Origin of the sequence: Streptomyces pactum (assembly GCF_002005225.1) — a bacterium.
Taxonomy (GTDB): Bacteria; Actinomycetota; Actinomycetes; order Streptomycetales; family Streptomycetaceae; genus Streptomyces; species Streptomyces pactum_A.
Map to the genome: position 1 here is coordinate 407,311 of NZ_CP019724.1, position 26,618 is coordinate 433,928.

The 26,618-nt window shown below is 71.7% G+C and carries 16 protein-coding genes; 4 read left to right on the top strand and 12 right to left on the bottom strand.

The features are described 5' to 3' along the window. Nucleotides 1-2: 2 nt before the first annotated feature. Nucleotides 3-722, bottom strand: coding sequence for a DinB family protein (locus B1H29_RS01720; RefSeq protein ID WP_055421464.1), 720 nt, complete (start codon nt 720-722; stop codon nt 3-5). 198 nt (nt 723-920) lie between these two features. After that, nucleotides 921-1,133 (bottom strand): MbtH family protein, encoded by a 213-nt coding sequence (locus B1H29_RS01725; protein ID WP_055421463.1) that lies wholly within the window; start codon nt 1,131-1,133, stop codon nt 921-923. An 88-nt stretch (nt 1,134-1,221) separates the two neighbouring features. On the opposite strand from B1H29_RS01725, the gene B1H29_RS01730 reads away from it, so the two are divergent. Next, nucleotides 1,222-2,313: an alpha/beta hydrolase-fold protein gene (locus B1H29_RS01730; RefSeq protein ID WP_055421462.1), complete on the top strand. Its 1,092-nt coding sequence runs from the start codon at nt 1,222-1,224 to the stop codon at nt 2,311-2,313. A gap of 15 nt (nt 2,314-2,328) precedes the next feature. On the opposite strand, the gene B1H29_RS01735 is transcribed toward B1H29_RS01730, so the two are convergent. From B1H29_RS01735 to B1H29_RS01770, 8 genes are all read right to left on the bottom strand, one after another. Continuing rightward, entirely contained in the window at nt 2,329-4,029 is a 1,701-nt protein-coding gene (locus B1H29_RS01735) for an ABC transporter ATP-binding protein (RefSeq protein ID WP_055421461.1), read from the bottom strand. Beyond that, nucleotides 4,016-15,082, bottom strand: a complete 11,067-nt coding sequence (locus tag B1H29_RS01740; protein ID WP_055421460.1) for a non-ribosomal peptide synthetase — start codon at nt 15,080-15,082, stop codon at nt 4,016-4,018. The genes B1H29_RS01735 and B1H29_RS01740 overlap by 14 nt, the downstream gene beginning before the upstream one ends. 57 nt (nt 15,083-15,139) lie before the next feature. Next, a complete protein-coding gene (locus tag B1H29_RS01745) occupies nt 15,140-16,927 on the bottom strand; it encodes an ABC transporter ATP-binding protein (RefSeq protein WP_055421459.1) in 1,788 nt (595 codons plus the stop codon). 2 nt (nt 16,928-16,929) lie between these two features. Further along, nucleotides 16,930-17,976, bottom strand: a complete 1,047-nt coding sequence (locus B1H29_RS01750) for an iron-siderophore ABC transporter substrate-binding protein (protein ID WP_055421458.1) — start codon at nt 17,974-17,976, stop codon at nt 16,930-16,932. A gap of 93 nt (nt 17,977-18,069) precedes the next feature. Next, complete coding sequence (locus B1H29_RS01755) at nt 18,070-18,927, bottom strand: ABC transporter ATP-binding protein (protein WP_055421457.1); 858 nt, start codon at nt 18,925-18,927, stop codon at nt 18,070-18,072. A gap of 38 nt (nt 18,928-18,965) precedes the next feature. Next, nucleotides 18,966-20,054: a FecCD family ABC transporter permease gene (locus B1H29_RS01760; protein ID WP_409350935.1), complete on the bottom strand. Its 1,089-nt coding sequence runs from the start codon at nt 20,052-20,054 to the stop codon at nt 18,966-18,968. An 11-nt stretch (nt 20,055-20,065) separates the two neighbouring features. Further along, nucleotides 20,066-21,124, bottom strand: coding sequence for a FecCD family ABC transporter permease (locus tag B1H29_RS01765; RefSeq protein WP_055421455.1), 1,059 nt, complete (start codon nt 21,122-21,124; stop codon nt 20,066-20,068). An 11-nt stretch (nt 21,125-21,135) separates the two neighbouring features. Next, nucleotides 21,136-22,491 carry a lysine N(6)-hydroxylase/L-ornithine N(5)-oxygenase family protein gene (locus tag B1H29_RS01770; RefSeq protein ID WP_055421454.1) on the bottom strand — a complete coding sequence of 452 codons (1,356 nt, stop codon included), beginning with the start codon at nt 22,489-22,491 and terminating at the stop codon, nt 21,136-21,138. Between the two features lie 235 nt (nt 22,492-22,726). On the opposite strand from B1H29_RS01770, the gene B1H29_RS01775 reads away from it, so the two are divergent. Further along, nucleotides 22,727-23,674 (top strand): methionyl-tRNA formyltransferase, encoded by a 948-nt coding sequence (locus B1H29_RS01775; protein WP_055421453.1) that lies wholly within the window; start codon nt 22,727-22,729, stop codon nt 23,672-23,674. An 81-nt stretch (nt 23,675-23,755) separates the two neighbouring features. Here the strand turns inward: B1H29_RS01775 and B1H29_RS01780 are convergent, their stop codons facing one another. Together B1H29_RS01780 and B1H29_RS01785 are read right to left on the bottom strand one after the other, a co-directional pair. Next, on the bottom strand, nt 23,756-23,998 hold the full coding sequence (locus tag B1H29_RS01780) for a DUF5302 domain-containing protein (RefSeq protein WP_055421452.1): 243 nt from the start codon (nt 23,996-23,998) through the stop codon (nt 23,756-23,758). Nucleotides 23,999-24,129: 131 nt separating this feature from the next. Beyond that, on the bottom strand, nt 24,130-24,831 hold the full coding sequence (locus tag B1H29_RS01785; protein ID WP_055421451.1) for a bleomycin resistance protein: 702 nt from the start codon (nt 24,829-24,831) through the stop codon (nt 24,130-24,132). 228 nt (nt 24,832-25,059) lie between these two features. Here B1H29_RS01785 and B1H29_RS01795 point away from each other — a divergent pair, with 228 nt between their 5' ends. Next, nucleotides 25,060-25,470: a PGPGW domain-containing protein gene (locus B1H29_RS01795; RefSeq protein ID WP_055421450.1), complete on the top strand. Its 411-nt coding sequence runs from the start codon at nt 25,060-25,062 to the stop codon at nt 25,468-25,470. 142 nt (nt 25,471-25,612) lie between these two features. Next, nucleotides 25,613-26,572, top strand: a complete 960-nt coding sequence (locus B1H29_RS01800) for an alpha/beta hydrolase family protein (protein ID WP_055421449.1) — start codon at nt 25,613-25,615, stop codon at nt 26,570-26,572. The last annotated feature ends 46 nt before the right edge of the window (nt 26,573-26,618 follow it).

The window sequence follows — 26,618 nt, forward strand, 5'->3', positions numbered from 1 at the left end:
CCCTATTCGAAAGCCGTGAAGCGGGTCCGCCACAGGTCGCGGAGCAGCGCGACCTCGGCCATGTGGTGGATGAACTCGAGGTTGGCACCGGCCAGCACGGCGATGAACGGGTCGTCGGGGTCGGAGCCGTACGGATACTGCGAGAAGCCGACCATGTCGAGTTGCTCGTCGGTGACGGCGGCGACGCTGTCGCGCCAGCGGTCGACCAGCTTCCAGAACCGCTCGAGCGCCGAAGCGGCGGACGGAGTGAAGTCGACCAGCAGCTTCGGATCCCGCCTGCGTTCGCCGAAGGTCCACTCCCATCGGCCGGCGAAGTCGGAGTGCAGGTGCCCCAGCCGCCACGCGATGGTGGTGATCGGCGTGTCGTCGGGTTCCGGCGTACCGGTGTGGGCGAGGACCTGCTCGACCCGTTCGACCGTCACGCTCCAGTCGTCGGCGATCTTGGCGATCGTCATGCCGTCGGCGGCCTGCCGGGCGACCTCGGCGTACTCGTTCGCCGGGATGCCCGGGGCGCCCTTGTCGAGCACCCACTCGCCGGGCCCGTACGCCCTGGGCGTCGCGGCGTCACCCCGGCGCCGGATCGACCAGCAACGGGCCACCGGTTCCCAGAGGTACTCCTCGTCACCGAGCCCGGCCAGCCGTACCCGAGCCATGGCCCTGGCCTGGTCGAACTGGTCGAGCAGCAAGCCCAGACGGTCGGTCCGCAGGCCGTCGGTCTCCATGGCTGACTCCCCCTCGCGCTCATACGTCGCGCCTCACCGCGCCCAGGCGGAGGCTAACGGGTCGTCTCACGGGGCGCGACCGATTTCATGTGCGCGGCGCGCGGTCGGGGCCATGACAGTGGTTCGCGCGCTCGCCTGTCGGCCGGGGCCCATGGTGAGGAAGCGGGCGTTCGTCAGTCTGGTGCAGAGCGTCGGGCGTCAGGCGTCCATGGACTCGACGAGGGAACGGGGGCGCAGGTCCTTCCAGTTGGCCTCGACGAACTCCAGGCAGGCGGCCCGGCTGTTCTCCTCGAGGGCGATCGTCCACCCTCCGGGCACCTCCGCGAAGGACGGCCAGAGCGAGTGCTGGCCCTCGTCGTTCACGAGGACGAGGAAACGGCCGTCGGCGTCGTCGAAGGGGTTGGTGCTCATCTGCGGTGCCTCCCGATGGATTAGGTTAGGCTCGCCTAATGGGAAAGGAGCTTAGTCGTCTCACTTTCCGCTCCACAAGGAGACGTTGATGAGGTCGGTGGGGGAAGAGACCTTCGCCGCGTTCGGACTGTCCGGCAAGCCCGGCTCCGACGCGTTCTGGGCGAGTGCGCGGACACCCGCGTCGGTGGCGGACGGCGACGGTTGGGTGACCCTGTTCCTGCGGCGCGGGTCCGAGGCGGCGACCATCGGATTCGAGAGCTGGTCGGAGCCGGTGCCCCTGCGCCGGTGGGGCGACACCGACTGCTGGTACGCCGAGGTGCGGATGCCCGCGCGGCTGCGGGTCACGTACCAGTTCCTCGTCGGCGACGCGGCGTACGCCGACCCGTTCAACCCGGTCGGTGCGGGCGGTGACCGGTCCATCGCCGCGACCCCGGACGCCCCGCCCCAGCCGCACTGGCCGGCGGTCGCCGCCACCGACGTACTGCCCCTCCCCCGCACCCGGCTGCGCTGGGCCGGGGAGCGGCTCGGGGGGCGGCGTACCGTGCGCGTCCACCCGGCGGGCGGCGGTGGACCCGTGGTCCTGCTGCTCGACGGGGACGACTGGCTGTACCTGCACCCCGCGGCGACCGCGTTCGACTCGGCCGTCGCCAGTGGCGAGTTGCCGCCGGTCACACTCGTCTTCCTTCCGGTCAGGGACAGGGAGGGCGAGTTCGGGTGCCGTCCCGAGCTGTGGGAGGCGGTCCGGGACGAACTGCTGCCGCTGGTCGCGGAGTCCGGCGTGCCCGCCGACCGTGACCGGCTGGTGGTCGCGGGGCAGAGCCTCGGCGGGCTGAGCGCGCTGTACGCGGCGCTGGAGTTCCCCGACCTGGTGACCCGCGTCGCCTGCCAGTCGGCGTCGTTGTGGTGGACTCCCGACGCACAGGAATCGGCGGACCCGTTGGGCGGTCCGGTCGGCGGCGCCGTCGCCGCGCGCCTGCGGGGGCGTCCCGACCTGTCCGGTCTGCGGGTCGCGTTCGACGTGGGGCAACACGAGACGCGGATGCTCCCCCACTGCGCCCTGGTGGAGACGCTGACCGAACAGGCCGGTGCGACCGTGCGGGTCTCGCGGTCGGCGTCGCACCACGACCGGGCGGGCTGGCGGCACGCCCTGCTCCGGGACGTCGCCTGGGCTCTCGCCTAGCGAGCGGTCACCGGATCACCGGGCCACGGCCTTGCAGTAGTCCTCGTCGGTGGCGAGGAGGTTGCGATGTGTGTCCTCGGCGGTGATGACGCCGTCGTCCAGGACCAGGACCCGGTCGGCGGCGTCCAGGAGGGCGGGGCTGCTGGTGATCACCACGGTGGTGCGGCCCCGGCGCAGCTTCGCGACGTTGCGCGCGATGAGCTGCTCCGTGACCGCGTCGACGGCGGTCGTCGGGTCGCGCAGGACGAGGACGTCGGTGTCGGCGGCGAGCGCACGGGCCAGGGACAGCCGCTGGCGCTGGCCGCCGGACAGGTTCGCGCCGCGGTCGCGGACGGGATGGTCGAGCCCTTCGCGGTGCAGGGCGACGACGTCGGTCAGCATGGACGCCTCGACGGCCTCCGGGACCGTCCGGCTGGTGCCCGACGGGTCGATGTTCGTGCGGAGGGTGCCCGCGAAGATCTCCCCGTCGTACGGGTTCACCAGCATGTGCTCGCGGACCGCCGCGGTCGACAGGTCCGCGAGGTCCCGGCCGCCGACCCGCACCGCTCCCTCGTACGCTTCGGGCGGGACGTTCAGGGCCAGGATCGACGCGAGGTCGGCCGCCGCGCGCGGCTGGTAGGCGGCGATGGCCACGAACTCGCCGGCGGCCACCTGGAACTTCACCTCGCGCAGGGCCCCGTGGCGCACGCAGTCGACCTCGAGCCCCCGGCCTGCCGCCGGGCGCTCCGGCCCGGGGGTCGTCACCGGGGGCGCGGTCAGGACCAGTGCCATCCGCTCGGCCGAAGCACGCGCGATCATCACGTACTTGGGCATCTCGGAGAACAGTTTGAGCGGCTCCATGATGAACTGCGCGAGTCCCACGGCCATGACGAGTTCGCCGATGTTGATCCGGCCGTCGAACGCCAGCCAGCCCGCCGTCAGCGTCACGGCGGCGGCGAGGACCGCGTTGAGGGCCAGCGCGGTGCCCGCGTACACCCCGTTCACCCTGGCGACGGTGACCGACTGCTGCTTCGCCTGCGTGCTGACCTTCCGGTAGGACCGGAAGGCCGCGTGGTTGCCGCCGAAGCCGTGCAGCGGACGCAGTCCGATGATCAGATCGGCGACCTTCGCGCCGGCCCGTGCCACCCGGGCCTGCTGTTCGTGGGTGCTGGAGCCGATCCGTCGGGACATCACGCTCAGGACCGACAGGATCGCGACGGTTCCCACGATCACGAGCAGACCGAGCCGGAGGTCGGCCAGGCTCAGCGCGACCGCCGCGATCACCACCGCGACCAGTGAACTGACCAGCAGCGGCACCACCTCGATGATGTCCGCACTCTGGTCGGCGTCCTCCGTGGCGATGGTCAGCACCTCACCGGACTTGAGGTCGACGTCCCTGGCCACCGGCTGGAGTCCGCAGGCCGCGACTCGTACCCGCCAGCGGTGCGCCTCGGTCGTGTTGGCCTTCTGCAGGATCCGCATTCCGAACCGCCACGACAGCGACACGGTCGTGATGATCACGGCCAGCGCCGCGATCGAGACGCCGAGCGAACCGGAGCTCCGATCCCGCATCGTGTGTTCGACGATCAGGCCGAGCGCGATCGGGAAGGCGGTCTCACCGGCCTGGTACAGGCCCATGAGGACGGTGCCCCCGGTCATGGCGCCGACGTTGCGGCGCAGCGCGGTGCGCAGGATGTCGGACCCCTGGCGGGGCCGCTGCGTGTCAGGAGTTGTCATCGAGGTGGCGGGCAATCGCTTCGGGGGTTCGCAGGGTGAACAGATCGCGGATGGTGATCACTGGACCGTACTCCCGGCGGAGCAGCCCGGTCAGCCGCACCGCCAGCATGGAGTGCCCTCCGAGGGACACGAAGTCGCTCACCGCGCTCACCTCGTCGTCGTCCAGGTCCAGTGCCTCGGCGAAGAACTCGCACACCACGGTCTCGGTTCCGGACCGCGGTCCGCGCTCCCCCGCCGTGGTCAGCGCGCCCAGCGGTTTGGCCTCCGGCAACGCCCTGGTGTCGGCCTTCCCGTTCACGGTCAGCGGTATCGCGTCGACCTGGGCGTAGTGCGTCGGGCGCAGGAAGTCCGGCAGCCCGGCGCCCACCTGGGCGGCGACCTCGGTCAGGTCGGAGCCGTCCAGCACGAGGTAGGCCGCCAGCCGGTACGCCCCGTCGACCTGCGGGTCGGGCTGGGCGACCGCGGCGACGAACCGCACCGCCGGGTGCGCCGCGAAAGCGGCCTCGACCTCGCCCGGTTCGACCCGGTGCCCCCGGATCTTGACCTGCTGGTCGGTGCGGCCCAGGTACATCAGGTTCCCGTCCGGCCGCCGGACCACCAGGTCCCCGGTGCGGTACATGCGCTCGCCGGGTGCACCGAACGGGCAGGCGACGAAGCGGTGCGCGGTCTGGGCGGGTTGCCCGAGATAGCCCCGCGCGATGCCGATGCCCGACACGTACAGCTCTCCGGGCACGCCGTCCGGCAGCGGCCGCAGCCACGGATCCAGGACGTACACGTCCGTGTTGTCGATCGCCACCCCGACCACCGGGTCCCGGCACTCGAAGGTGCCGACGCCGAGCGTGTTGATGGTGTACTCGGTGGGCCCGTACAGGTTGTAGCCGACGGTTCCCTCGGTCTCGGCGAGCCGCTGCCAAAGCGCCGGGGTGACGGCCTCGCCGCCCAGCAGTACGAGTGCGGGGCGGCGTGCGGGATTGTCGAGCAGGCCCTCGGCCACCAGTTGCTGCGCGTAGGTCGGGGTCACGTTGATCACGTCGATCCCGTGCTCGAGGCAGTACTCGACCAGCCTGGGCGCGTCGCGGCGCAGTTCCTCGTCGCAGATGTGCACCTCGTGGCCGTCGGCGAGCCACAGCAGCTCCTCCCACGACATGTCGAACGCGAACGACACGGTGTGCGCGATCCGGAAGACCCGGTTCCCGTGCTCCGCCAGCACCGGTTCGAAGATCCGGCGCTGGTGGTTGATCAGCATGTTGGTGAGTCCGGCGTACTCGGTCACCACGCCCTTGGGCTTCCCGGTCGACCCGGAGGTGTAGATCGTGTAGGCGGGGTGCCGCAGCCGGTCCGGGTCGTCCGGCGCGAACGTCACGAAAGGCTCGGCCCCGGGCAGCGGACGGTCCAGTTCGATCAGGTCGCCGGTCAGCCGGGGCGCGACGGTGCTCACGGTGAGGGTGACGTCCGGACCGGCGTCCGCGACGATCGCGGCGATCCGCTCGTCCGGGTGGTCCAGTTCCAGCGGCACGTACGCGGCGCCGACGCGCAGTACCGCGAACAGCGCCACGATCGAGTCGAGGGAGCGCGGGACGGCGAGGCCCACGGTCGCCTCGGGGCCGATGCCGCGCCCGGCCAGCACGCCCGCCACCGCGCGGCTGCGGTCGCGCAGCTCGGCGAAGGTCATGGCCGAGCCGTGGGCTACGAGCGCCACCCGCCGCGGAGCACGGTCCGCCGCCCGGTCGAACCGGTCGACGACGGTGTCCGTGCCGACGTCGGCGCGTGGGGTGGGCTCGGGTTCCGGTCCCGGGCCCCGCAGCGCGCCGACCGGGCCGGTCGACCGGGCCAGGTCGTCGAGTACGCGCAGATAGTCGTCGAGGAGACGACGGGCGCCGTCGGTGTCGCCGTCGCGGTACTCCAGTTTGACGGTGAGCCGGTCGCCCGGTGTGACGACCCAGGTGAACGGATAGTGGGTGGAGTCGTCGGCCCGCACCGAGGTGATGCCGTGCCTGGCGTTCATCTCGGCGAAGGCGTCCATGTCCAGGAAGTTCTGGAGCACGAACAGGTTGTCGAACAGGGTGTCGTGTCCGCCGGCCCGCTGGATCTCGCCGAGACCGAGGTGCTCGTGCTCCATGGCCTCGACCCTGGCTGCCTGTACGGCCGTCAGGTACTCGCGGACCGTCTGGTCCGGCCGTGCTCGCGTCCACATGGGCACGGTGTTCAGCAGCACGCCGACGATGTCGGAGAGACCCTCGCCCTCCCGGCCGGAGACGGTCACGCCGAACACGGCGTCGGCACGCCCGGTGTGCGCGCCGAGGAGGAGGCCGAACGCGCCGGTCAGGACCGAGTTCAGCGTGACGCCGTGCGCCCTGGCGGTTTCCCTCAGCAGGTTGGACTGTCCGGCGGGAAGGGTGCGTACGAGGGCGCGCGGCAGGTCGTCGGTCAGGGACGGCGCCGGTCCGGCGAGCAGCGTGGGGCCGGGGAGGCCGGCCAGGTGCTCCGCCCAGAAGCACTCCGATCCGGCCGGGTCCTTCGCGTCGAGCGCCCGGGCGTGGTCCTGGAAGCTCGGCGCGGCGGGGACCGCTGCCCGCGGCTCACCCGCCAGGACGGCCTGGTAGGCGTCGAAGAGGTCCCGCAGCACGATCTCGCGGGACCAGCCGTCCCACAGCAGCAGGTGGTAGCTGAGGAGCAGTCCGTCGCGGTCGCCGGGCAGACGCAGCACGGTCAACCGGACCAGGGGCGCCTCGCCCGGATCGAACCCCGTGTCCCGGTCCCGGGCCCGCACGGCTTCGGCCTCCGCGTCCGTGACCGGTTCGACGGTGCGCACGTCGACTCGCCGGCCCGCCGAGAGGACCTGGACGGGGTTCCCGTCGTCGTCGGTGGTGAAGCCGGCGCCCACGACCGGGTGGCGCGCGATCACGTATGCCATCGCCTCGGCCAGCGCTTCGGTGTCCAGGCGCCGGTCGAAGGTGAAGTAGCTCTGCGCGACGTAGTGTCCGGCCGGGCCCGCCATCTGGGCCTGGAAGTACAGGCCCCGCTGGAGCGGGGTGACCGGTGCGGTGCGCCCGGCCGTCGCGGCGGCGTCCGCGATGCGTTCCAGTGCGCCGTGCCAGTGCCCGGTGATCTCGTCGGGGACGCCCTCGGCGAGGGTGAAGGCCGCGTGCAGGCGGCCGGTGGCCGCGTCGGTCCACGCGTTGACCTCGACGGCGTACGGACTGCCCCGGTCGCCACCGGTCAGACGCAACGCCTGTGACTCGCCGCCCCGGCCGAGGTAGTTGAACAGCACCTGCGGGCGGGCGGTCAGCAGCGGGGCCGTCTGCGGGTTCAGGTACCTGAGTTGTCCGTAGTCGATGTGCGCGCGCTCGTCCGGCTGGCGCTCCGCGACCTCACGCGCGGCCGCGAGCGGGTCGGTGTGGGGCGTGAGCCGTACGGGCGCGATGGAGGTGAACCAGCCGACCGTGCGGCTGTAGTCGTGGTGTTCGAGGGCCGGCACCCGGCCGTGCCGCTCCATCTCGATCGCGAGATCGGTGGGCGACGGCTGGATGTGCGTCAGCGCGGACCGCAGCGCGCCGCACAGCAGCTCGGTGAGTCCGACGCCGAGGGCGGCGGGCGCGGTGCGCGTCACGCGGTCGCTCAGGTCGGGCGCGAGCACGACCGTGGTCTCGCGCAGCCCCTCGGCCGCGGGCAGCGGCGCGGGCGCCCGGAGCGTGGCGAGCCAGTGGTCCAGATCGCCGACCGCGTGGGCCGACTGGAGCGTCAGCGCTTCGGCGTACTCGGCGTAGGACGTGGTCGGAGGCGCGGGCGGTGCTCCGCGCAGCGCGGTGGTCAGGTCGTCCAGCAGGATCAGCCAGGAGACCGAGTCGACGGCGAGGTGGTGCACGGTGACCACCAGGGTTCGGCTCTTCTCCAGCCACGTGAACGCGATGACGTCCCCGGACTCGGGTTCGAGCCGTCCGGCGGCTTCGTCCGCCGCGGCCGTCGCGTCGGTGGCCTCCGTCCGGGCGACGGTGATCCGGCGCCCGGGTTCGGTGCGCAACGACCACACCCCGTGCTCGACGCGCAGTCGCAGGCGCAGGGCCGGGTGCGCGGCCACGACGGTGTGCGCGGCGCGCTCGACGTCGGCGAAGCCAGTGCCCTCGGGGACCACCAGCGTCCTGGCCTGGGCGAACCGGGCGAGTGAACCGCCCAGTTCCCGCTGCCGCAGGACGATCGGCGTCGGTGGCAGCGGACCGTCCGCGCGGCGGACGGGCACGGGCACCGGGGGCGGCGGTGTGCGCGTCCCCAGGTGCTCGGCGAGCGCGCGCGGAGTCCTGAGCAGGAACACGTCCCGTGGCGCGATCGGCAGGCCGAGCGCCCGGGCCCGGTTGATCACGGTGATGGCGACGATGCTGTCGCCTCCGGCGGTGAAGAAGTCGGTGTCGGCGTCCACGCCGCCGGAGCCGGGCAGCGTGTCCGCGAAGATCTCCACCAAGGCGGCGAGCGTGGAAACGTCCCGGTGCTCCGCCCGAGTCCCCCCGGCACCGGCGATTTCGCCGGCGGGCGCGTCGGGACCGGTCGCGCCCCGGGAAGGCGCGGACCGGTACAGCTCCGCCCGCTCGGTCAGGGACTCGCGGTCCAGCTTGCCGTTGACCGTCAGCGGTAGGGCGTCGACCGGGAGCACCTGGCCCGGCACCATGTACGCGGGCAGCTTCGCGGAGAGTCGCTCGGTGAGATCTCCGGGCACTCGACCCACGACGTGCGCGGCCAGGTGGTCGCCGCTCTCCGCGACCGTGACGGCCGCGTCGACCACGCCGTCGAGTTCCCTGATCGCGGACTCCACCTCGCCGAGCTCGATACGGAAGCCCTTGAGCTGCACCTGGTCGTCGGCACGGCCGGTGAACTCCAGCTCGCCGTCGAGCGTACGGCGGGCGAGGTCACCCGTGTGGTACATGCGGGAGCCGTCGCCCGCGAACGGGTCCGCCACGAAACGGCCGGCGGTCAGCGCGGGCCGGCCCAGGTAGCCGAGCGACACCTGGTCTCCGGCGACGTAGATGGCGCCCACCCTGCCCGGCGCCACCGGCCGGAGCCGGTCGTCGAGCAGGTGGGTGACCAGGCCCGGCAGCGGGCCGCCGATCGGACTGGCGCCGCCACCGGTGCCGAAGTCCTCGTCGGTCAGTACCCGGTGGGTGACGTGGACGGTGGTCTCGGTGATGCCGTACATGTTGACCAGTTCGGGCGTACGGGTGCCGTGCCGCTCGACCCAGTCGCGCAGCCGCCCGAGGTCCAGTGCCTCGCCGCCGAAGATGATGCGGCGCAGTGCGGGCAGCGGTTCGCCGGCCTGCCGGTCCGCCTCGGCGAACTGGTAGAACGCCGACGGGGTCTGGTTGAGCACGGTCACTCCGCGCTCTCGGACCAGCCGGTGGAAGTCGACCGGGGAGCGGGTCAGTCCGTACTCCGGGACCAGCAGCTCACCCCCGTGTGCCAGCGCCCCCCACAGTTCCCAGACCGCGAAGTCGAAGGAGGAGGAGTGGAACTGGACCCATACGTCGTCCGGGCCGAAGGCCATGCGGGACCGGGTGTTGGCGAGCAGCGTCACCACGCTGGAGTGCGGGACGACGACGCCCTTGGGTCTGCCGGTCGATCCGGACGTGTAGATCACGTAAGCGGGGTCGGTCCAACCGGCACCGGACTGCGGCCCGGTGGCTGGTGCGGGCGGCTCCTCCCCCCGCACCAGCACACGGGCCGGCACGCCCGCCCGGGCCAGCAGCCGCGTGAAGCGCTCGCGCTGCTCCGGTTCCACGAACACGACGTGCGAAGCGGCGTCGGCGAGTACGTACTCCAGTCGCTCGTCCGGGTACGCCGGGTCCAGCGGCACGTACGCGCCCCCCGCGCTGACGATCGCGACCAGGGCGACGACCTGCTCGACGGAGCGCGGGACGGCGACGGCGACCCGCTTGCCCGGTCCGACACCGCACGCGCGCAGCGCCGAGGCCAGCGCGCCCTTCGCGTCGGCGAGTTCGCCGTAGGTCAGGGACCGGGTCCGGCCGTCGAGACCGCACTGGGTGACGGCGGTGGCGGCCGGGTCTCGGCGCGCGGCGGCGTCGAACAGGCCGTCCAGGGTCGTCGCGGCGACCGGTTCCGTACGCCGGGAGGTCCCCCCGGACGTCAGGTCGTCGACCAGGGTGTCCGGCCGGGTGAGCAGGCCGGTGAGGATCCGGGTGAAGGTGTGCAGGATCCGGCGGGCACCCGCCTCCCGCAGGAGCTCGCCGTCGTAGATCAGGTTGAAGCGCGGTCGGCCGCCGGGCGTACGCTCCACCACCAGTGTCAACGGGTAGTGCGGAGCGCCCTCGTTCACGACGCCGGTGACGACCAGCGTGTCGCCGGGCCGCCGCAGGCCGGTCACGTCGGTCGCCACGTCGAACACCACCAGGGTGTCGAACAGTGAGACGGTGCCGGTCTGGCGGGCGATCCTCGCCAGCGAGACGTGCTGGTGCGGCAGGACCGCGCTCTGGTGTGCCCTGACCGAGGCGAGCAGGTCGCGTGCGCTGGTGGTGGCGGCCCAGTGGGCGCGCACGGGGATCGTGTTGATCAGCAGGCCGACCATGTCCGCGATGCCGGGCACGTCCGCGTCGCGCCCGGACACCGTGGAGCCGAACACCACGTCCCTGCCGTGCAGGATGCCGCCCAGTGTCAACGCCCAGGCGCTGTGCACGGCCACGCTCAGCGGTACGCCGGCCGACCGGACGGCGGCGTCGATGTCGTCCTCGGCCGCCACCGCGGTGTCGGCGAACCGTTCCGACGGGGTGTGACCCTCGGCGACCAGCGAGGGGCCGGGCAGTGCGGCGAGCTGCTCGCGCCAGACCCGGTCGCTCGCGGCGTCGTCGCGTCCGGCGAGGCGGCGGACATGGTCGGGGAAGCCGTCGAGCACGTGCACGGTCCCGGGCGCGTGGTACTCGGCCAGCAGCGTGCGCAGCATGGGCGGTACCGACCACCCGTCGGCGATGATGTGGTGCACGGTCTGCACCAGGACGTCGCGGCCGGGGCCCCCGCGGATGAGCGTGTACCGCATCAGCGGGCCGGTGGCCAGGTCGAACCCGGCACGGCGGTCCCGTTCGGCGTGCTCGCGGATCTCGTCGTCGGTGATGCCGGGGCGGTCCAGCGTGGTGAAGGGCGCCTCGACTCCGCTCTCCAGCACGGAGACCACGCGGCCGTCGGCGAGGGCCACGAACCGTGCCGCCAGGCTGGGGTGGAGCGTGAGCAGTCGGGTGGCGGCCGCCGCGAGGCGATCGGTGTCCACCTCGCCGTCCAGTGCCAGCAGTTGCTGTTCGACGTAGCTGCCCGTCGAGTCGTCGTCGTAGACCGAGTGGAAGTAGAGGCCCTCCTGCAGCGGTGTCAGCGGCAGGATGTCCCGCAGTGCCGGGCCGTCCAGCGCGTCGACGTCGGCCTGGGTGAGCGGCACCGGAGCGAAGTCGCCGGGCGAGTGGCCACCCCGGTCCAGCGCGGCCAGCCCCGTCAGGGCCTGGCGGTAGTACGCGCCGAGCGTCGCGATGTCCTCGTCGGTGAACATCCCGTCGGGCCAGGAGATGGTGGTGACCAGCTCGTACTCGCCGGTCGGCGCGGGTTCGGCGATCGCGTTGAACTCCAGGGCGCGGGGCAGACGCATCCTCGGGTCACGCTGCTCCCCCAAGTGCCTGGTGTTCGGCGCGAGTTGCCAGTCGCCTGCCGCGCCGGTGTCGAACCGGCCCAGATAGTTGAACAGCACCTGGGGCGCGGGCGCGTCGAACTCGGTGTGCGCCAGGTACCGCAGGGCGCCGTAGGAGACGCCGTTGTCCGGCACCCGGGAGAGGTCTTCCTTGACCGCCTTGAGCGCGGCGGTCAGGTACTCGGGTGCGGTGAGGTCCGGGGCCGTGCCGGGGTCCACGGTCACCGGGAACAGGGTGGTGAACCAGCCGACCGTTCGGGACAGCTCCGGCTCGAAGCCGGCGGAGGGGGCGACGAACCGTCCCTCGCGGCCGTGGCCCTCGAGTTCGATGTACGCGAACGTCTGGTCCTGGCCGAGGTCGCGGCGCCGGCGGGCGAGGGCGACGGCGAGCGCGGTCAGCAGCACGTCGTTGACGCCCGCGTGGAACTTCGCGGGCGTCTCGCTCAGCAGCGCGGCCGTGGTCCCGGCGCCGACGGAGACGGTCCGTACCCGCTCGCGTGCGACGGTGTCGGCCTCGGTCAGCGCACGCCTGCCCACCGGTTCGTCCGCGCCCGGCAGGGCGCGCCGGAAGTAGGCACTGTCGGCGTCGAACGCCGCGCGCTCCAGCAACTGCGTCCAGCGCCGGAACGACGTGCCCACCGGCGGCAGTTCGATCGGGGCACCCGCGGCGGACTGCCGCCACGCCGTGGCCAGGTCGTCCCGCAGGATCCGCCAGGACACGCCGTCGATCACGACATGGTGGGCCACCAGCAGCAGTTGCCGTGCCTCGCGGCGCCAGACGGCGCGCAGCATGACGCCGCGTTCCGGGTCCAGCCCGTCGGTGGCGAACGCGACGCACTCGTCGAGCGGTCGGTCGCTCTCCTGCCACCACGCGATCACGCGGTGCGGCCGGTCCACCCGGCCCCCGTCCATCCGGTCCCCGGGGTCCGTCCGACCCGCCTGGCCCGCCTGGCCCGTCTCGCCCGTCTCGCCCGTCTCGCCCGTCTCGTCCGCGTCGGGGATGTCGAAGCCCCAGCGGTCGCCCCGCACCAGTTTGGCCCGCAGCATGTCGTGCCGCCCGACCACGGCGCCGAGGATCTCGTCGAGGGCGTCGGCGGTCAGGTTTTCGGGAGTGTTCAGCACCACCGACTGCACGAAGCCGTCGATCGCGTCCGTGGTCTCGCCGAGCCACTGCACGACGGGTGACCCCACGACGGGGCCGGTCGCGACATCACGGTGGTCCACGGTGACGGTGTCCGCACGGCTCGCCACCGCCGCCAGTGCCCCCATGGTGCTGTGGGTGAAGATCTGCCGTGCCGTGACGTGGAGGCCGGCGTCGCGCAGCGCGCCCAGCAGCGAGATGGCCAGGATGCTGTCGCCGCCGAGCTGGAAGAAGCCCTGGTCGACACCGACTTCGTCCAGTCGCAGGAGCGCCGCGACCGCCGCGCACACCGCGCGCTCGTTCTCGGTGGCGGGCGCGACGATCGGGGCCGTCCCGCCCGTGGGCTCGGGCAGCGCCTGCCGGTCCAGCTTGCCGTTGGCGGTGAGCGGGAACTCCTTCATCACGACGACGCGGGCGGGCACCATGTACTCCACCATGTGCTCGCCGGCCCACGCCTTGACGTCGGCCGCGCGCAGGCCGTCGTTCCCCGCGACCGGGATCACGTATCCCGCCAGGTAGGTGCCTCCGGCCGCGTTCTTCTTCGCGACGACGCAGGTGTGCCGGACCGCGGGGTGTTCGGCGAGGCCGGCCTCGACGTCCTCGATCTCCAGCCGCATACCGCGGATCTTGATCTGGTTGTCGGCGCGGCCGAGGAAGTCCAGCGAGCCGTCGGGGGCGAAGCGCGCGAGGTCACCGGTCCGGTACAGCCGTGATCCGTCGTTCGCGAAGGGGTTCGCGACGAAACGGGACGCCGTCAGGCCGGGCGCGTTGACGTACCCGCGCCCGAGGAGGAAGCCGCCGACGTACAGTTCCCCGCCGACGCCGACCGGTACCGGGCGCAGCTCGTCGTCCAGCACGTACAGACGGGTGTTGGGGTTGGCCCTGCCGATCGACGTCGACAGGCGTTCCGCCGCGCCCCGGTAGACGACGTGGGAGACGCCGATCGTCGTCTCGGCGGGGCCGTAGCCGTGGTACATGGGGATGCCGAGCCGGGTACGGAAGCGCTCGTACAGTTCGGGCGTGAGCACCTCGCCGCCGCACCAGACGTGCCGCAGGCTGTCGAGGCTCCCCGAGTCCCCGGACATCTCCAGCAGCACGTCCAGCATGGACGACACGAGGTAGGTGAAGGTGACGCGCTGCTCGGCGATCACGCTCAGCAGGTGGTGTGGGTCGCGTTCGCCGCCGGGGCGCAGGACCACCAGCCGGGCGCCGGACACGAGCGGCAGGAAGACCTCGTTGATGGAGATGTCGAAGGACAGCGGCGCCTTGAACAGGGACGCGTCGTCGTGGCCGAAGCCCAGGATCTCGTGGACCTGCCACAGCAGGCGCTCACTGATCGCCTCGTGCCGGATCATCGCGCCCTTGGGCCGCCCGGTCGAACCGGACGTGAAGATCACGTAGGCCAGTGCGTCGCCGAGGACGGCGACCGGGGTCCCGTCGGCGGGGTGGGACGCGTACCGCCAGTCGTCGAGGTCCACGGCCACGGCCTCGGGTTCGCCGGCGGCGTGTTCGCCCGAGGCGTTGAGCTGCACCACGACCCGGGCGTCCTCGATGACGACGGCCCGGCGCGCGGCGGGCCAGTGCGGATCGAGCGGCACGAAGGCGCAGCCCGCCTGGAGCACGCCGAGGAGCCCGATCACCATGTCGGCGGAGCGCTCCAGGGAGACGCCGACGACCTGTTCGGCGGTGAGGCCGCGTCTGATCAGATGGTGGGCCAACTGGCCGGCCAGCCCAGCCGTCTCGCGATAGGTCAGCGTGCGCCGCTCGTCGACGACGGCCACGGCGTCCGGCCTCTGCCGCGCCTGTTCGTGGAACATCTCCACCAGGGTCGGGCGGACCCGGTCGGCGTCGGTGTCGTTCCACTCGGCCAGCTCCGCCAGCCGCGCCCGCCGGCCGGACGGGCGGATGGTGCCGACGGGCCGGTCCGGGAAGTCGGCCAGGTCGTCGAGGGCGAGCTGCGCGTCGGCCGGTAGCACGCCGTCCGGGAGGGAGATGCTCCGGAGGTCCGCCGAGACGTCCCAGCCGACGGGTGCCGTACCGCCGTTGGCGGTCCATCCGAGGACGTCGGCGAACAGGGTGCCGGGGGCGAGGTCGATGCCGTCCGGACTCCGGCCCGTCGCCCAGTACGACAGCCCTGTGGCGCACGCTTCGGCGATGGTCCGGTCGGAGAAGTCGCCGGTGCGGCGGCGTATGTCGGTCAGGTGCCCGGGAGAAAGCCGTACGAGACGAGCGGTCGGTTCCATCATCGAAGACTCAACGCCCCTTCCAAGGGATGAAGGCAGGCTAACCTAACTTAGGCATACCTAACTACCCTCTCGCCAGGCCCGCCACAGCCGTGCGTACCGGCCGCCCAGAGCCACCAACTCCTCGTGCGTGCCCTCCTCCACGACACGTCCCGCGTCCAGCACGGCGATCCGGTCCGCCGCCATCGCCTGGGTCAGCCGGTGCGCCACGAACAGCGTGGTCCGGCCCGAGCAGGCGGCCAGCACGGCCCGCTCCAGCTCTGCGGCGCCCTCGCTGCCCGCCTCCGCGGTCGACTCGTCCAGCACCACCACCGGCGACCGGCTCAACACCAGCCGGGCCAGGGCGATCTGGGCGACCTTGGTGACGTCGAGGCGTTCGCCGCCTTCGCCGACCGGGGTGTCCAGCCCGTCGGGCAGCGCGTCGACCCACGCGTCGGCGCCGACCGTGCGCAGGGCGGCCATGAGTTCGGCGTCGCCCGCCTCCGGCGCGGCCAGCCGCAGGTCGTCGGCGAGCGGCCCCGAGAACACGTGCGTCTCCTGCGTCAGGATGCTCACCAGGGCCCGGGCCCCCGCCTCGTCCAGCCCGGCCAGCTCGGTCGGCCCGACGCGCACCGACCCGGCCTGCGGTGTCCCGATGCCCGCGATCAGCGCGGCCAGGGTCGTCTTGCCCGCGCCCGTCGCCCCCACCAGGGCGAGCGAACCGCCCGCCGGAATCGTCAGATCGACATCCCGCAGGACCGGCTCGTCGGTGCCGGGGTAGGCGAACGTCAGCCCCTGGACCGTCACCGGGTACGGCGCGGCGTCCGCCACCGCCACCGACGCGTCCCCCACCAGCCGGTCCTCCGCGTCCTCCTCCAGCACCCCGACCAGCCGGGTGAGGCTCGCGCCCGACTTCTGCGCCTCGTCGAAGGTGAACATGATGGCGCCCAGCGGGGTGAACAGCCGGTGGAACAGCAGCGGGGCCGCCGACACCTCGCCCAGGCTGGCGGCGCCGGCCTCCAGCAAGGCGTACCCCACCACGATGATCAGGGTCAGCCCGATGAACTCGGCGCGGTTCTCCCGGCCGACGAACCGGCCGAAGAACCGGAACACCTCGATACCGAGATCGCGCACCCGCCACGACTCGGTGGTGACCTTCTCCCGGAAGGCGCCCTCGAGCCGGTACGCCCGGACGGTGTCGATTCCGTTCAGACCACTGATCAGGGCCTGCGCGCGGTCCGCCTGAGCCACCCGCTGCTTCTGGTAGAGCGGAGCGGACCGGGGGAGGTACCACCGCAGGGCCAGCGCGTACGCGGGCAGCGCTCCGGCGCCGGCCAGACCCAGTCGCCAGTCCAGCCCGAACATGCCGGCCGTGGCGATGACGACCAGGACCCCCGCCGAGAACACCGTGGGGACGGCCGTCCGGATGCCCTTGGAGATCACGGCGACATCGTCACCGACCCTGGACAGCACGTCTCCCCGGCCGACCTGCTCGATGCGCGTGCTGGGCATCCCCAGCACCGCCCGGACGGCGCCCTCCCGCAGCCGCGCGAGCAGGTCGGCGCCCAGCCGCCCGATGAGGTAGGTCGACACCGCGGTGGCCACCGCACCGAGCAGCGCGGCGGCCACCATCAGGACCCCGACCCGGACCAGGACCGTTCGCGATTCGCCCTCGACCACCGCGTCGACCACCCGGCCGAGCAGAAGCACCGGGAGCACCTGGAGCGCCGCGCCCGCCACCGTGGTGAGTACGGTGGTGAGTGTCAGCCACGGCACCTCGCGGCAGTGCGCCGCGACCCACCGGGTGGCCTCCCGTCCGGTCGCCGTGCGCAGGATCGCCGGGGCGACGCGCGTGTCGGTGCCGCTCACACCTACCCGGCCGACTTGACGAGTTCGTCGATCGCGTACGGCATGGACAGCAGGGTGCCCTGGGAGATGGCCGCGCCGACCGCCGGGCCCTCACTGTCCAGCAGGTACGACACCTTGCCGTTCTTGACGGCGTCCAGGTTGGTGAACAGCTCGAACTTCTTCAGCGCGTCCTGGTCCGCCTTGTCGTTGATGACGAAGACGCGGTCGACGTCGACCAGGTCGACGCGCTCGGGTGAGAGCGTCGTGTAGAAGTCACCGTCCGCGACCTCGTCGATCTCGGTCTGGTAGCCGAAGCCGAGGCCCGTCACCAGCCGACCGCGCACGTCGGTGGAGGTGAAGGGCGCCACCGAGTTCTTGTACCAGGACAGCACCACGGCGGTCTGGCCGGCGAACTCGGGGTGCGCCTTCTTGGCCGCGTCGAGCTTGCCCTGGATGTCGGCCACCATCTTCTCGCCCTCCTCGGCCTTGCCGAGCGCCTTGGCGATGTGCAGCGCGTTGTCCTGCCACGGAGCGCTGAACGGCTCCTTCTCGGCCTTGGTGCGGCCCACCGTCGGGGCGATCTTGGAGAGCTTGTCGTAGGCGGCCTGGTCGATCTCGGAGTAGACCGCGATGATCAGGTCGGGCCGCAGTGCGGCGATCTTCTCGAAGTTGGGGCCGGAGTCGCCGTTCTTCATGACGACCTCGGGCAAGGCACCGCCCCACTTGTCCTTCACCCAGGGCCACTGGGTGTTGATGTCGGGGCTCTGGCCCGCCGGGTTCGGGTACTGGTCGACCATGCCGACCGGCTTGATGCCGAACGCCAGGATGGTCTGGTCGTCGGTGTAGCCGACGGAGACGACCCGCTCGGGAGCCTCGGTGACCTTCGTGGTTCCGAACGCGTGCTCCACGGTAACCGGGAAGGCGCCGGCGGCGGCCGGGGTGCCGTCGCCCGCCTTGTCCGCCGAGTCGGAACCGCATCCCGCGAGGAGGCCGGCGCCGAGGGCCGCGGCGGACAGTACCGCCGCCAACCGCCGCCAGGTCTTGGTACGCGTCGTTCTGTGGAGGAGCATCCGGAGATCCCTTGCTGTCGCACTGTCCACTGCGCCCCCGTCTAAGGGCAGCAAACCTTACCGCGCTCGAGTGAGGTTAGCCTACCCTCACCACTACAACTGCGTTACCACTCGGTCGAGTTCGACGTGGGCCCGTCCGATCGGCACGATGAGGGGGCGATCGCCCACCGGATCGTCGATCACCTTGGCGCGCAGCCCGAAGGCCTCGTGCAGCAGGTCGGCGGTTATCACGTCGCGCGGGTGTCCCTGCGCCAGGACCGTCCCCTCCCGCATCACCACGAGGTTGTCGCTGTAGCGCGTGGCCAGGTTGAGGTCGTGGAGCACCATGACCACCGTGCACCCCGACTCGTGCAGGTCGTCCACCAGATCGAGCACGTCGATCGCGTGTGCCAGGTCCAGGTAGGTGGTCGGTTCGTCCAGCAGCAGCAGGTCGGTGCCCTGGGCCAGGGTCATCGAGATCCAGACGCGCTGGCGCTGGCCGCCGGACAGCGAGTCGACCGGGCGGTCGGCGAGGTCGGACACCCCGGTCATGGCCAGCGCGCGCTCGACGACGGCGGCGTCGTCCGACGACCACTGCCGCAGCCAGCTCTGGTGCGGATGTCGGCCCCTGGCGACCAGGTCCGACACGGTCAGCCCGTCCGGTGCGACCGGCGCCTGCGGCAGCAGGCCGAGCTTCTTCGCCACATCCCGGGTCCTGAGCGTGACGATGTCCTCGCCGTCCAGCACCACCGTGCCGCTGGTCGGCTTCAGCAACCGCGACAGCGTCCGCAACAGGGTCGACTTCCCGCAGCCGTTGGGCCCGATGACCGTGGTGATCACCCCGGGCGGGATCACCACGTCGAGCTCGTCGATGACGGTCCGGGCTCCGTACCCGACCGTGACGCCCCTGGCCGCCAGCCGTGAGGCGTCATCGATCCCGGACCTGACCGCGCTGATGGACTGAACGACCACGAGGCCCCCTTGTTTAGGCTTGCCTTACTTTGTACCAGCTATCTGCGGTTCGCCCGCACCAGCAGGTAGACGAGGAAGGGGCCGCCGATCGCGGCGGTGACCACACCCACCGGGAGAGAGACCGGCAGGGCCGTGCGCGCCACCAGGTCGGAGCCGATCAGCAGCAGCGCCCCCACCATGCCGGAGGCCGCCAACGGCGGTGTCGGACACCTCGCCAGACGCATCGCCACCTGCGGCGCCACCAGCGCGACGAACGGGACGGGGCCCGCCGCGCTCACCGCCACGCCGGCCAGCAGCACCGCGCACAGCAGCAGGACCGCACGGACCATCGAGTACCGGACGCCGAGACCCGCGGCGACCTCGTCGCCGAAGTGCATCGGCTTGAACTGGAACGCGACGCACAACACGGCGACCAGGAGGACGAGCGTCCCCCAGAACGCGACCCGGACCTCGTCCCAGGACCGGTTGTCCAGCGAGCCGACCAGCCACGCCTGGGCTCGGGCAACGTCCCTGATGTCGGCCGTGACCAGCAGCCAGGTCGTGATCGCCTGCATCACGGCGCTGACCGAGATGCCGATGAGGATGAGCCGGAAGCCGTCGATCCCCCGCCGCCACGCCAGGAAGTACACCAGCAGACCGGTGCCGAGACCGCCCGCGAGCGCCGCCGCGGACAGCCCGACGGAGTTGACGACCGCGGCGGCGGTGCCGCCCGAGACGGTCACCAGGAAGACGGCGACCGCGCCCGCGCCGCTGGTGATGCCCAGGATGTCCGGGCTGGCCAGCGGGTTGCGCGCGAGGGACTGCGTGAGCGCGCCGGACACCCCGAGCGCCACCCCCACGACGAGGCCGGCGAGGGCACGCGGCATCCGCAGGTCCATGATCACGAACTGGTCGACCCGATCGCCCCCGCCGAGGATCGTGGCGACGACCCTGGGCAGGCCGATGGGGAAGTCCCCGACGCCGATGGACAGACAGAACAACAGGAAGGCCGCCGCCGCGAGCAGCAGCGTGACGCCGGCGGTCCAGGGCCGCCATACGAACGACACGCGCCCGAGCCGCACACCCGGCGTCAATGACGGCCTCGCGTCGGCCCCGTTCACCTTGGCGCCCGGCCCGTTCCTCTTCACGTCCGCCCCGTTCACGCGTTCTTGAACTTTCCGCGCCACACCAGGGCCGCGAAGAACGGAGCACCGAGGAGAGCGACGAGGACACCCGCGTCCAGTTCTCCCGGCCGCACCACCAAGCGCCCCACGATGTCGCAGACCAGCAGGACGACGGCTCCCAGCAGTCCCGCGTACGGCACCAGCCAGCGGTAGTCCGGCCCGGTCAGGTACCTGGCCACGTGGGCCACCATGAGGCCGATGAACGCGATGGGGCCGCACGCCGCGGTCGCCGCGCCCGCCAGCAGGGTGATGGCGACGATGCCGACGGTCCGGCTCAGCGCGATGTTCACACCCAGCCCCCGCGCCACGTCGTCACCGAGGTTGAGCAGGTTGACGGCGGGCAGCGTGGTCAGCGCCAGCACCAGTCCGATCGCGATGAACGCGGTCACCGGCCAGATGACGTCGAACCCGACGCCGGCCACCGAGCCCGCGTTCCAGAACCGCAGCGCGTTCAGCGAGGCCTTGTCCGTCAGCGCGACCGCCGTGGTCATCGCCGCCAGGAACACGGTGACGCCCTGTCCCGCCAGCGCGAGCGTCAACGGGTTGCCGGCGCCCCGGCCGATGCTCGACAGCCCGAACACGACGACACCGGCGACCGCCGCGCCCAGGAAGGCGAACCAGACGTACTGGAACGGGTTGGTGAAGCCGAACAGGGCGATCCCCGACACCACGGCGAACGAGGCACCGGAGTTCACCCCCAGCAGGCCCGTGTCGGCGATCGGATTGCGCGTGTACCCCTGGATCAGCGCCCCGCCGACCCCCAGGGCGATGCCCGCCACGACCGCCAGCACCGTGCGGGGCACCCGCACGGTGCGCACGATGAGCCTGATCTCCGTGAGCCGCTGGTCGGAGTCGGGCGCCGCGAGCAGCCCGTGCCACACCTCGGCGGGGCTCAGCGCGCGCGCACCCACGGCCAGTGACGCCGCCGTCGCGGCCACGAGGATCACCGCAAGTACGCCCAAACCCACAACCCGCCTTCGGCGGGCCTCTGTTGTGCCCCCGGGCAGGGGGCGCTCAACCGCAGTCGTGGCCATAGCGACGTACACTAACGGGCGGTGGTGCCGGTTCCGTCGGCAACCGTCCGGGCCTCGTCGGAAGCGGACTTGAGGCCCCGGTCGAGCAGCGATTCCAGGATCTCCCCGACCCTGACGGCGGTGTTGGACAGCAGGGACGACGTGATGCCGTGGGTGTGCTCCGTGCCGCCCTGCAGGTAGATGCCGCAGCGCAGGCCCGGGTCGGTCGCGACGCGGTAGTCGCGCTCGACGCGGAGGAGGCCCTCGTCGTCCCTGAGGCAGCGGTCCGCGACCTCGCCGAGCAGGCCGAGGGGGTCGGCCGGGCTGTAGCCGGTGGCGAAGACCACGACGTCCGCGTCCAGGAGGGTCTCCTCGCCGGTGACGAGGGACGTGACGGCGGCCCGGACCCGGTCGGGCGTCTCCTTGACATCGGTGAGCCGGGACACGTTGAGGAAACGCAGCCGCTCGGTACCGAGGACCTTCTCCCGGTACATCTGCCGGTACAGGTCGTCGATCAGGTCGATGTCCACCACGGAGTAGTTGGTGTTGCCGTGGTAGTCCATCAGCCGGCGTTTGACGCTGCCGGGCGCGGCGAAGTAGTCGTCGACCGCGGCGGGGTCGAAGATCCGGTTGGCGAATCCGCTGTCGTCGGCGGGGCTGTAGCCGTACCGGGTGAAGACCGCGCAGACCTCTGCCCCGGGGAAGCGGCGGTGCAGGTAGGCGACGTTCTCGGCGGCGCTCTGCCCGGCGCCGACGACGACGAACCGAGAGGGTGAGGTGCCCTCCAGTCCGTCGGCCTTCGCCAGCAGTTCGGAGTTGTGCCAGATGCGGTCGCCGCGCTCCACGCCGTCCGGCAGGAGGGGGCGAAGTCCGGTGCCGATGACGAGGTTGCGCGCCCGGTGGACCTCGAGCCCCTCCCCCGAACGGACCGTCACCTCCAGGTGGTCCACGGCTCCGTCCCGGCCCACGGGCGCGACGCCGACGACCTCGTGGCCGTAGGAGACCATGTCGTCGACCTTGGCCGCGGCCCACTCGAAGTAGTCGTGGAACTCCACCCGCAGCGGGAAGAGGTTCTTGTGGTTGATGAAGTCGATCAGCCGTCCCTTGCTCTGCAGGTAGCACAGGAAGCTGAACTCGCTGGCCGGGTTCCGCAGTGTCACCAGGTCCTTGAGGAAGGACACCTGCATCGTCGCGTCGTCGATCAGCATGCCGCGGTGCCAGCCGAAGCGCGGCTGCTGCTCGAAGAAGCGGGCGGTGATCGCCTCCTGCCGGCCGGCGCGTGCGTTGTGCTCGTCGATCGCGATCGCCATGGCGACATTGGAGGGTCCGAAACCGATGCCAATGAGGTCGTGGACCGGTGTTGCGTCATCAGGAAGAACCTGTGACATGTCACTCCCATCGTGCGGGACAGTCGCCTGTCGGGCGTGGGGATTGCCGAAATGGGACATGCCGACGGAGCGGCCGCCGGGAACTTAGGTGAGCCTAAGCTAATGCCGCGAAGCTGTCGATAGGGCGAACCCGCGTGACGCGTCCCCCAACTGGGGTGTCGCGCATGGCCGTTGCACACTAAGGTAAGCCTTGCTTTACTTGCCCGGGCCGTCCCCTGCCTTGAGGAGGAACCCCATGCGGGTCGTCATGTTCGGTTACCAGACCTGGGGGCACCGGACCCTGCAAGCCCTCCTGGACTCCGAACACGACGTGGTGCTGGTCGTGACGCATCCCAAGAGCGAGCACGCCTACGAGAAGATCTGGAGCGACTCCGTCGCCGACCTCGCCGAAGAGCACGGCGTGCCGGTGCTGCTCCGCAACCGACCGGACGACGACGAGCTGTTCGAGCGCCTCAAGGAGGCCGACCCGGACGTCATCGTGGCCAACAACTGGCGGACGTGGATCCCCCCGCGCGTCTTCGGCCTCCCGCACCGCGGCACGCTCAACATCCACGACTCGCTGCTGCCGAAGTACGCCGGTTTCTCTCCGCTGATCTGGGCTCTGATCAACGGGGAGACCGAGGTGGGCGTCACCGCGCACATGATGAACGACGAACTCGACGCCGGCGACATCGTCCGGCAGGAGGCGGTGCCGGTCGGACCGACGGACACCGCCACCGACCTCTTCCACAAGACGGTGGACCTCATCGCTCCGGTCACCATCGGCGCCCTCGGCCTCATCGCCTCGGGCCGAACGGAGTTCACCAGGCAGGACCGTTCCCGGGCGACCTTCTTCCACAAGCGCTCCGCCGAGGACATCCGCATCGACTGGAACTGGCCGGCACAGGATCTGGAGCGCCTGGTCCGCGCCCAGTCAGACCCGTACCCCAGCGCCTTCACCTTCCACAAGGGCAGGCGCCTCGAGGTCCTCGCCGCCGTCGTGTCCCAGGGCCGCTACGGGGGCACGCCCGGCCGCGTCTTCTACCGCGAGGGTGACGGTGTGGTGATCGTCGCCGGAGCCGACGCGCGCACCGGCCGCAACCAGGGCCTCGCCATCACGCGGGTACGGACACAGGACGGACGGGAGTTGCCCGCGACGGAGTACTTCACCTCCATGGGCGGCTACCTGACCAGCCGTCCCTGACAGGACGGGCGAGCAGGGGCGAACACCGGCGAGGGCCCGACCGGAAAACGAGGTCGGGCCCTCCCTCACACACGGTGAACGTCAGCCACCGCTCTTCCGCCGGAACGACCGCTGGCTCGCGGCCGGACCGTGTGCGCCGCGGATCTTCGACGCGTCGGTGTGCCCGGCGAGGTCGGCGGCCTCCGCCTGCTTTTCGCGCTTGCGTGCCAGAGCCTCCCGGAACTTCCCCTTCAGGTCGTACTGACCGTTCTCGTCGGGCGTCACGGCAGGGCTCTCGACGTCGGCCGGCTCCGAACCTGCTTGCGATGAAGACTCTGCAGTCATGGTGACCTCCTGGGTTCGGACAACAGGACCACAGCTTGCCATGCCGACCACCGGCCGGGGTACCGCCCGGCCGTGCGGGGCGCATGGCGGCGGACGGGCGCGCGGCGGCCGGGCCGGCCTGGTGACAGGCGTCACTCGCGGAGCTCTCCGAGGCGCTCGAGGTCGTCCCGCACCGACTCCCGCTCCTCGGCGGTGAGATGGACGGCGGCGGCTTCGTCGAGCACCGCCGCCGCGGTCCCCTCGTCACCGAGACGCCCCGCGACGTCCGCTCGCAGCACGAGGAGGCGCAGCAGTTGTACCGGGGTGGGCCGCTCGCCCTCGAGCCGTAGCACCCGGTCGACGACCTTCGCGGCGCCCGCGGGGTCGTCCTTGGAGTCCGCGAGGAGAGCGGCGTGGTGCAGGGCGCGGGCGAAGGTCTCCTCGGGAGCACGCCGGTGCCGCCCGTCCCCGCTCGTCCGCTGACCGACGCGGACGCAGTTGCCGCCGGGGTCGGTCATGAGGAACTGCCGAACGCCGTACGACATGTCCTTGACCGGCCCGATGCGCGGCAGCCCCCGCGTGGGGATCTTCCCGTACGCCGCCTTGAGTCCCGCCCGGAAGGCGTCATGCAACCCGTCGACGTCGTCGGTCAGGACGTAGCACGTGCTGACCGACTCGGCCGGCTCGTACTGCTTCAGCCCGAAGAACTGCAGCTCGACACCGCCGCGCCGCACGACCGCGTACGGGTTCGGGCTCTTCTGCCGGAACGTCACCTCGAACCCGAGGGCGGTGTAGAAGTCGAGGACGGCCTGAATGGTCCTGCACGGCAGGATCGGAATGGTCTTCTCACCCATTCCCCCACTCTAGTCAAATTTGATTAAGCCTGCCGGCAGCTCGCCCGCGGTGAAAGCCGGGCGCAGTCCGCCCATACGGCCGTCAGATTGCTCTCGGTGATCTTCGAGCGGTGCGGATCTCCCGTCGGCGCGGGGTGGAGCGGAATCGCCCGCACCTCCACGGCCTGCCTAAGGTGGACAGGCCGACGGAAGCGGAGTTACTTGCCGGACACGGGAAGGCGGGGCGACATGGCGGGCGGTGTCGATTCGATCCGGCGAGCCTCACTGGGCACCCTCGGTGCCGTACTGGTGGTGATCGGCGTGGCCCTGCTGGTGCTGCCCGGACCGGGTCTGCTGCTCGTGTTCGCCGGGGTGGTGCTGCTGGCGCGCGCCATCCCGGCGCTGGACCGGTTCGTCGCTCCTGTCCGCGGACAGGCGATGCGCGCGGCCGAGGAGAGCGTCTCCTCGCCTTGGCGTCTCGCCGGTTCGGCCCTGGTGGGCCTCCTCCTCGTCGGTGCGGGCGTGGTGTGGGGGCTGGTCCCCCGGGTCCCGTACTCCGGCTGGGCCACCGGGGCGAGCCTGATCATCTCCGGCTGCGTCCTGTTCGCCCTGCTCGCCTGGAGCCACCGCCGCGTCCAGGCCGCGCGTAACCGCCGTTGACTAAACGGGACGGCGTTCCGTATCTTTAACCGGGACAGCGTCCCGCTTGTCGTGCTCGCCGACGCCGGACGCCCACGACCCCCTCACCGCCATCGGCCGGACGAGACCGGCCGATGGCGGTCACCGAACGGACTCACGCCCCATGAACACATCCATTCCCACGGCCGGCATCGTCGGCTCGCCCTCTCCCGTCCTCTCGGTCGGGCCGGTCGTACTGCCGGCTCCCGGCCGGGCCGTGGACCTCGAGGTGCGGGTCTGCGCACCCGTGACCGGGAGCGACCTGCCGGTCATCCTCCTTTCGCACGGGCAGGGTTACTCGAACCACCTCTCCTCACTGAACGGTTACGCTCCCCTCGCCCACTACTGGGCGGCGCACGGCTTCGTCGTGATCCAGCCCACCCACCTGAGCTCGAGGACACTGAGGCTGGATCCGAAGACCCCCGGGGCGCCGCTGTTCTGGCGATCGCGGGCCGAGGACATGACGCGCCTTCTCGACCAGCTCGACGTACTGGAGGGCGCCGTCCCGCAGCTCCCCGGACGCCTGGACCGGAGCAGGGTCGCCGTGGCCGGGCACTCGATGGGCGGGCACACCGCGAGCCTGCTGCTGGGCGCCCGGCTCACCGATCCGGAGGACGGAACGGAAGTGAACCTGGCCGAGCCCCGGATCAAGGCGGGGGTCCTCCTCGCCGCGCCCGGCCGAGGCGGCGACGCCCTGAGCGAGTCCACGGCCGAGAACTTCCCCTTCCTCCTCACCACCGACTTCTCCTCGATGACGACGCCCGCGCTCGTCGTCGCCGGCGACAAGGACGACTCGGCCCATCTGACGGTTCGCGGGCCGCGGTGGCACGCCGATCCGTACATCCTGTCCCCGGGCCCCAAGTCACTGCTCACCCTGTTCGACGCGGAGCACGGGCTCGGCGGGGTCGCCGGCTACGACGTCGCCGAGACCACGGACGAGAGCCCCGAGCGGGTGGCCGCGGTCCAGCGGCTCACCTGGGCCTACCTGCGCGCCGAGCTGTACCCCGGGGACGACGCCTGGCAGACGGCGTGCGACGAGCTGACGACCGGGCCCGACCCGTTCGGACGGGTCGAGACCAAGTAGGCGGGCACGGCACCGGGGCCGCCGCGGCGGGCACGGCACCGGGGCC

Bases quoted from the DNA above. Each gene is read 5' to 3' on its own strand.
- B1H29_RS01720 (WP_055421464.1), bottom strand. From the start codon at position 722: ATGGAGACCGACGGCCTGCGGACCGACCGTCTGGGCTTGCTGCTCGAC.
- B1H29_RS01725 (WP_055421463.1), bottom strand. From the start codon at position 1,133: ATGAGCACCAACCCCTTCGACGACGCCGACGGCCGTTTCCTCGTCCTC.
- B1H29_RS01730 (WP_055421462.1), top strand. From the start codon at position 1,222: ATGAGGTCGGTGGGGGAAGAGACCTTCGCCGCGTTCGGACTGTCCGGC.
- B1H29_RS01735 (WP_055421461.1), bottom strand. From the start codon at position 4,029: ATGACAACTCCTGACACGCAGCGGCCCCGCCAGGGGTCCGACATCCTG.
- B1H29_RS01740 (WP_055421460.1), bottom strand. From the start codon at position 15,082: ATGATGGAACCGACCGCTCGTCTCGTACGGCTTTCTCCCGGGCACCTG.
- B1H29_RS01750 (WP_055421458.1), bottom strand. From the start codon at position 17,976: ATGCTCCTCCACAGAACGACGCGTACCAAGACCTGGCGGCGGTTGGCG.
- B1H29_RS01765 (WP_055421455.1), bottom strand. From the start codon at position 21,124: ATGGCCACGACTGCGGTTGAGCGCCCCCTGCCCGGGGGCACAACAGAG.
- B1H29_RS01770 (WP_055421454.1), bottom strand. From the start codon at position 22,491: ATGTCACAGGTTCTTCCTGATGACGCAACACCGGTCCACGACCTCATT.
- B1H29_RS01775 (WP_055421453.1), top strand. From the start codon at position 22,727: ATGCGGGTCGTCATGTTCGGTTACCAGACCTGGGGGCACCGGACCCTG.
- B1H29_RS01780 (WP_055421452.1), bottom strand. From the start codon at position 23,998: ATGACTGCAGAGTCTTCATCGCAAGCAGGTTCGGAGCCGGCCGACGTC.
- B1H29_RS01785 (WP_055421451.1), bottom strand. From the start codon at position 24,831: ATGGGTGAGAAGACCATTCCGATCCTGCCGTGCAGGACCATTCAGGCC.
- B1H29_RS01795 (WP_055421450.1), top strand. From the start codon at position 25,060: ATGGCGGGCGGTGTCGATTCGATCCGGCGAGCCTCACTGGGCACCCTC.
- B1H29_RS01800 (WP_055421449.1), top strand. From the start codon at position 25,613: ATGAACACATCCATTCCCACGGCCGGCATCGTCGGCTCGCCCTCTCCC.